Source organism: Streptomyces zinciresistens K42 (assembly GCF_000225525.1).
Lineage (GTDB): Bacteria > Actinomycetota > Actinomycetes > Streptomycetales > Streptomycetaceae > Streptomyces > Streptomyces zinciresistens.
In genome coordinates this window covers 1-5,937 of the sequence record NZ_AGBF01000293.1, presented here as the reverse complement: position 1 = coordinate 5,937, position 5,937 = coordinate 1, and the positions used below count along the sequence as shown (strand labels likewise).

General features: G+C 73.9%; 5 protein-coding genes. 2 read left to right on the top strand and 3 right to left on the bottom strand.

The genetic code is table 11. From position 1 onward, the window contains the following. Window positions 1–350: 350 nt before the first annotated feature. The 3 genes from SZN_RS34810 to SZN_RS43300 all read right to left on the bottom strand — a co-directional run bounded on the left by SZN_RS34810 (window position 351) and on the right by SZN_RS43300 (window position 3,452). On the bottom strand, window positions 351–830 hold the full coding sequence (locus SZN_RS34810; RefSeq protein ID WP_007504598.1) for an excalibur calcium-binding domain-containing protein: 480 nt from the start codon (window positions 828–830) through the stop codon (window positions 351–353). Window positions 831–1,014: 184 nt separating this feature from the next. Beyond that, window positions 1,015–2,499: a sensor histidine kinase gene (locus tag SZN_RS34805; RefSeq protein WP_007504596.1), complete on the bottom strand. Its 1,485-nt coding sequence runs from the start codon at window positions 2,497–2,499 to the stop codon at window positions 1,015–1,017. After that, on the bottom strand, window positions 2,496–3,452 hold the full coding sequence (locus SZN_RS43300) for a response regulator transcription factor (protein ID WP_007504595.1): 957 nt from the start codon (window positions 3,450–3,452) through the stop codon (window positions 2,496–2,498). Before SZN_RS43300 ends, SZN_RS34805 begins: the two co-directional genes overlap by 4 nt. A gap of 192 nt (window positions 3,453–3,644) precedes the next feature. Here SZN_RS43300 and SZN_RS34795 point away from each other — a divergent pair, with 192 nt between their 5' ends. Next, window positions 3,645–4,250, top strand: a complete 606-nt coding sequence (locus SZN_RS34795) for a carbonic anhydrase (protein ID WP_043734728.1) — start codon at window positions 3,645–3,647, stop codon at window positions 4,248–4,250. After that, window positions 4,247–5,937 (top strand): SulP family inorganic anion transporter (locus SZN_RS34790; RefSeq protein ID WP_078509072.1); only part of this gene is annotated, 1,691 nt, incomplete at its 3' end. The genes SZN_RS34795 and SZN_RS34790, both read left to right, overlap by 4 nt.

The window sequence follows — 5,937 nt, the reverse complement described above, 5'->3', positions numbered from 1 at the left end:
CTCAGTGCTGATCAAAAAAGGGGCAACGCCGAAGCAGGTACAGAAGAGGCTCGGTCACGCTAAGCCATCGATCACGCTGAACGTCTACACCCATCTGTGGGAGGCGGACGAGGACCGGACCGCCGACATGATGGAGTCCGCGCTGAACGATGTGCCCTGAGAGTGCCCTGCGAGGGGCGGCGGCCTCCGAACCCCCTGGTCAGGAAGCCAGCCATACACCCTGTGCGGGGGTGCCGCCCTCTGTACGAGGTGCTCGCGGGGAAGTTCGTTCGTGCTCCGGCGCAGGCGGAGCAGGGCCGGGCGTCCGGCCCTGAGGCCGCCCAGTTCGGGGTCCCCGCCACGGTTCGCCGTCAGGTGTCGCAGGCCACCCCGTCGTTGTCGCGGTCCAGGTGGGAGGCGTAGCCGGGCTCGCCTCGGCGGATGGGGGCGGCGCCCGCGGCGCGGACCTCGCTGCAGTTGGCGTAGTAGACGCTGTCGCCCCCGCCGCCCCCGCCGCCCCCGCTTCCGCCGTCGGACGGGTCGTCGGCGGCGGCCGGGGGTGCGGCGGTGACCTCGACCGTCTTCGTGGCCGTCGCGGTCGCCGTGGCCGTCAGGGTCACCGTCGGCGCGGGCGCCGGTTCCGTCGTCGCCGTCACGGTGACCGTGGGGCGGGGTGAGGCCGCCGCGGGCTCGGCGTCGGCGCCCGTCCGGTCCTGGCCGGACGCGCCGCCCATCGCGATGCCCAGGAGGAACGCCAGGCCGAGCGCGGGGAGCGCGTAGCGCTTGCGGGCCCAGCCGGGGGCCCGGCGGGGCGGCTGGGGCATGGGTGCGCCGGCGTACGGATGTGTCATGTGATCCCCCCGCTGGTGGTCCGTGAGGGGATGACCGTAATGCCCCGTGGCTGTGCGTGAAGGGGATGTGTTCTTTTCGTGACCGTCGCGTGGGGGCGGGGCTCGTCGTCCCGGGCGGAACGCGGCCGACGAACTGGCCCCGGTGCCGCGCCGGTCGGGGAAGGACGGGCCGGGGGCCGGGCTTTCACGCGCGCAGGGCCGGGACCGGCCGGCGTCGCCGGCCCGGCCGGGCGGGGCCGGGGTCCTGTCCCTCGCGGGGCGGGACGGCCGAGGGCAGCCGCACCACCGCGTCCAGCCCGCCCGCGGCCGACGCGTGCAGCCCGGCCTCCCCGCCGCTCGCGTGCGCGAGCCGCTGGACCAGCGCCAGCCCCAGCCCCGTGCCGCCCTTGGGGGCGCCGGGGGCCCGCCAGAAGCGGTCGAAGGCGCGGGCGCGCTGTTCCGGCGTCATGCCGGGCCCCTCGTCGGTGACGTGCAGGTCGACCCAGGCGGGGCGGGTGTCGCGCAGGGTGCGCCGGGCCGGCGCGTGCAGCCGCAACTCGACGGCCACCGTGCTCTTTGCGGCCGAGGCGCGCAGGGCGTTGGAGAGCAGGTTGTCCACGATCTGCTCCACCGCGCCCGGCACCGCGAGCACCGGCCCCACGCTCCCCGCGAACAGCACCAGGTGTACGCCCTGTTGCTCGAAGAGCGGCAGCCAGGTGCGGTGGCGTTCCGCGCAGACCGCGCCCAGGTCCACCGGGCCGGGGGTCGCGGCGTCCTCCTCCAGACGGGCCATCGCCAGCAGGCCCTCGACCATCCGGGCCAGCCGGTCGGTCTCGGTCAGTGCGGCGGTGAGGCTGCCGCGCCCGCGGTCGGCGATGCTCGGCTCCAGGTTCTCCAGCCGAAGCCGCAGCGCCGCCAGCGGAGTACGGAGCTGGTGCGATGCCTCGCCCGCGAACGCACGCTGGGCGTCGAGGAGATGGGCGAGCCGGGCCGCCGTGCGGTTGAACGCGGCTGCCAGTCGCCGCACTTCCGGCGGCCCCTTCGTCATCGTCACCGGCCTGGCCCGGCCGCCCTCCGCCAACTCGTGCGTGGCGCGCTCCAGTTCGCGGATCGGGCGGCCCGTCCAGCGGGCGATGGCGAAGCCGACCACGGCTACCGCCGCGAGGACGCCCAGCCCGCCGAGGGCCAGCAGCAGCCAGACGTGGTGGACGCGTTCGTGCACGTTCCTCGTCGGCAGCGTCAGCCACACCGCGCCCTGCAGACCGGTGGCGTGCCGTACGGGCGCGGCGACCGACAGGTACTCCACGCCGCCGATGGTCGACGTGCGGACGTCGACGGTGGAGGTGCCGCGCAGCGCCGCGGCGATGCCGGGGCGGGAGGCGAGGGCGGCCGACATCGCGGCGGACATCGGGTGCGAGGAGGCCAGCAGGGCACCGGCGGCGTCCACGACGACCACCTTGCCGTCGATGCGCGTGGCGCAGTGGCGGACCTGGCGCGGCAGGTTGCGCTCCGCGCGTCCCGTGCTCAGGGACAGCGAGGCGTACGCGGAGACCGACTCGGCCTCGTCCTTCGCGGCGTTCACGACCCGTTCGCGCTCGCTGCGCGAGTAGACGAAGCCCAGCGGGATCTCCAGGCAGGCCAGCACCAGCGCGGCGAGACTGAGGTAGCTCAGCAGCAGCCGGCGGGTCATGGCGCGGACACCCGCTCGCCGCCCGGCCCGGTCCGCACCGCCAGCCGGAACCCCACCCCGCGCAGGGTCTGTATCCACGCCGGGTCGCCCAACTTGCGCCGCAGCGAGGCGACATGGACGTCCAGCGTCTTGGTGGGACCCTCGTAGTGCGGATCCCACACCCGGTCCAGGATCTGCTGCCGGGAGCAGACCGCGCCCGGGTCCTCGGTCAGCAGCGCCAGCAGTTCGAACTCCTTCGGGGTGAGCGTCACGGGGTCCTCGCCGACCCACACCTGACGGGTGCGCCGGTCGACGACGAGCGGCCCGGGGGTGTACGGCGGCCCCGACGCTGCGGAGGCGGGGGAGGGGCCGGGCGCGTACGAGCGTCCGGAGGCGTACGACGCCGCGGCGGTGGTCTCCCCGTACGGCTCGGGCGGGGACGCGGGCGCCGGGGCGACCCGGGGCTGCGCCAGGGCCGACGTGCGCAGCCGCTCCACGAGTGCCGCCGCGCGCTCCCTGCCCGCCGGTGCCCTCGGTCCCGGTACGGCGTCCGCGAGAGCGGGCCCGGGGGAAGCGGCGCGCACCGGCCCCGCGGGCTCCGGCCCGGCCGGCTCCGCGCGCCGGGTCCGCCGGGTCACCGCCCGGACGCGGGCCACCAACTCCCTCACGCTGAACGGCTTCGCCAGATAGTCGTCCGCGCCGAGTTCCAGCCCCAGCACCCGGTCGGCCTCCTCGCCCCGCGCGCTGAGGATGATGACCGGTACGTCCGAGACCTGCCGGATGCCCCGGCACACGTCGATGCCGTCCATGTCCGGCAACCCCAGGTCGAGCAGGACGACATCGCCGTACGGGCCGCTCATGCCCTCGGCCCCGGTGGTCACGTGGTGAACCGTCAGGCCGAAGTGCGCCAGGCCCTCCGTGAGCGGTTCCGCGATTGTCTCGTCGTCCTCGATGAGCAGCGCTCGTATGCCCATGCGTCCCGTCTCTCCGTGAAAGGAAAACCTCTGCCCTGAGGTGCACACGGTACTGGAAGCGGAAGCTATCGGAACCTCTCGACAAAGAATGTCCAATTCCTGGCCGGGCGCTGTGGCTCGCTTAACCTTTCTCTGGTGTGCCGTCTTCTACGGTGGGGTGACCAGGTCGAACATCCCTTGTAGGAGGCTTCGTTGAAGGCATTGCTGGATCGTGCCCGCTCGTTCAGCCGGCGGGTGGATTTCGAGAGCCGTGATTACCGGAAGCTGGCCGAAGGGCAATATCCCGAGGCTCTCTTCATTACCTGTTCGGACTCACGGGTGATACCCGCGCTCATTACCGGAGCGCGGCCCGGAGAGATGTTCGAGCTCCGCAACGCGGGCAATATCGTGCCGCCGTACGGCAGCCCGGGGGCCTCCGGGGAGGCCGCCACCATCGAGTACGCACTGGAGGTGCTCGGGGTTCAGGACATCGTCGTGTGCGGTCACTCACACTGCGGTGCGATGGCCGCCCTGAAGTCCGGCGACGACCTGTCCCGGCTGCCCGGCGTCGACGCCTGGCTGCAACTGGCCCGCCCCGAGCTGGCCCCGGCCCTGTCGGCCGCCGACGACGATCCGTCCCTGCCCGGCGTCGCCCAGGGCAACATCGTCAACCAGCTCGCCGTACTGGGGAGTTACCCGGTGGTGCGGCAGCGGGCGGAGGCGGGCCGGCTGCGGCTGCACGGCTGGTACTACGAGGTCCACACCGGGCAGGTGCACGAACTGGAGGACGACGGCCGGTTCCGGGTGCACGCCGGATGAGCGGGGCACACGCGCGGGGGCGCACCAGGATCGCGCCGAGCAGCGCCCCGCCGGGGACCGCGACCGTGACCGGGGCGGGGGCCGCGGAGACGCCGGGCGGGGTCCGCCGGACGCTGCCCCGGCGGAAGACCGCGGGCGGGGCCGGGAAGGTGGACATCGCCAACGAGATCACCGCCTCCCTCGTGGTCTTCCTCGTCGCCCTGCCGCTGTGCATCGGCGTCGCCGTGGCCTCCGGGGCCCCGGCCGAACTCGGCATCATCTCCGGGGTGATCGGCGGTCTGGTGGTCGGCGCGATCCGGGGCAGCACGCTCCAGGTCAGCGGCCCCGCCGCCGGACTGGCCGCCCTGGTCGCGGAGACGATCACGAAGCACGGCCTGGCGATGCTCGGGGTGATCGTCCTGTGCTCCGGCCTCCTCCAGATCGTCCTCGGCGTCGTCCGCCTGGGCCGGATGTTCCAGGCGATCTCCCTCGCCGTGGTGCAGGGCATGCTGGCCGGCATCGGGCTGCCGCTGATGTTCGGCCAGCTCTACCCCATGGCGGACGCGAAGGCGCCCGGCACCCCGATCGAGAACATGGCGGGCGTCCCGGCGCTGCTCGGCGGCATCCTCACCGACCCGCAGGCGATGATCGCGACCCTGCTCGGGGCGGCCACGATCGTGCTGAGCTTCGTGTGGAAGAACGTGCCCGGTCCGGCGAAGCGGGTCCCGGCCGCACTGGTCGCGGTCGGCGTCGGCATCGCGGTGGCGGCGCTGCCCGGCGTGGACGTGAAGACGCTCCAGGTCGGCGATCTGCTCGCGTCGGTGCGGGTGCCGGGGGCCGACGAGTTCGCGGCTCTCGCCGACGCGGGCGTCCTCGCCTCCGTCCTGACGTTCACGGTGATCGCCTCCGCGGAGAGCCTGTTCACCGCCGCGGCCGTCGACCGGATGCACAGCGGACCGCGCACCCGCTACAACACCGAACTCATCGCCCAGGGCGCCGGGAACACCGTCGCCGGCCTCCTCGGCGCCCTCCCCGTCACGGCCGTCGTCGCGCGCAGTTCGGCCAACGTCCAGGCCGGCGCGAAGACCCGGATCTCCCGCACCCTGCACGGTCTGTGGCTGCTCGCCTTCGCGCTGCTGCTGCCGCAGATCCTGGCCCTGATCCCGATCTCGGTGCTCGCGGGCGTCCTGGTGCACAGCGGCTGGAAGCTGTTCGCGCCGGGCGAGTTCCCCAAGATGTGGCGGCAGGACCGGGGCGAGTTCGCGGTGATGACGGTGACCACCGCGGTCATCGTGGCGACGGCCCTGCTCGAAGGCGTCCTCATCGGCCTCGCGGCCGGGATCGTGCTCGCCGCGCTGCGCATGTCGCGCACCGTCGTCCGCCAGCACACCGAGGACGACACCGCGAAGGTCGTGATGGCCGGCAACGCCACCTTCCTGCGGCTGCCGCAGGTCATCGAGGCGCTGGAGGCGGCCGCCGCCTCGGGTCTGCCGCGCATCCGGCTCGATCTGACCGGTGTGACGCATCTGGACCACGCGTGCCGCAGCCAGGTCGAGGAGTTCACCGCCCAGCAGCGCGGCCTCGGACTGCGGGTGGAGCTGCTGATGCCGGGGCCGCCCCGGCCGGCCGCGCCGCCGTCCGCGCCGGACCCGCACGCCGCGCCCCCGCCGGCCCCCGGCCCCGACGCCGAGTGGTTCTACCTGGACAC

Bases quoted from the DNA above. Each gene is read 5' to 3' on its own strand.
- SZN_RS34810 (WP_007504598.1), bottom strand. From the start codon at position 830: ATGACACATCCGTACGCCGGCGCACCCATGCCCCAGCCGCCCCGCCGG.
- SZN_RS34805 (WP_007504596.1), bottom strand. From the start codon at position 2,499: ATGACCCGCCGGCTGCTGCTGAGCTACCTCAGTCTCGCCGCGCTGGTG.
- SZN_RS43300 (WP_007504595.1), bottom strand. From the start codon at position 3,452: ATGGGCATACGAGCGCTGCTCATCGAGGACGACGAGACAATCGCGGAA.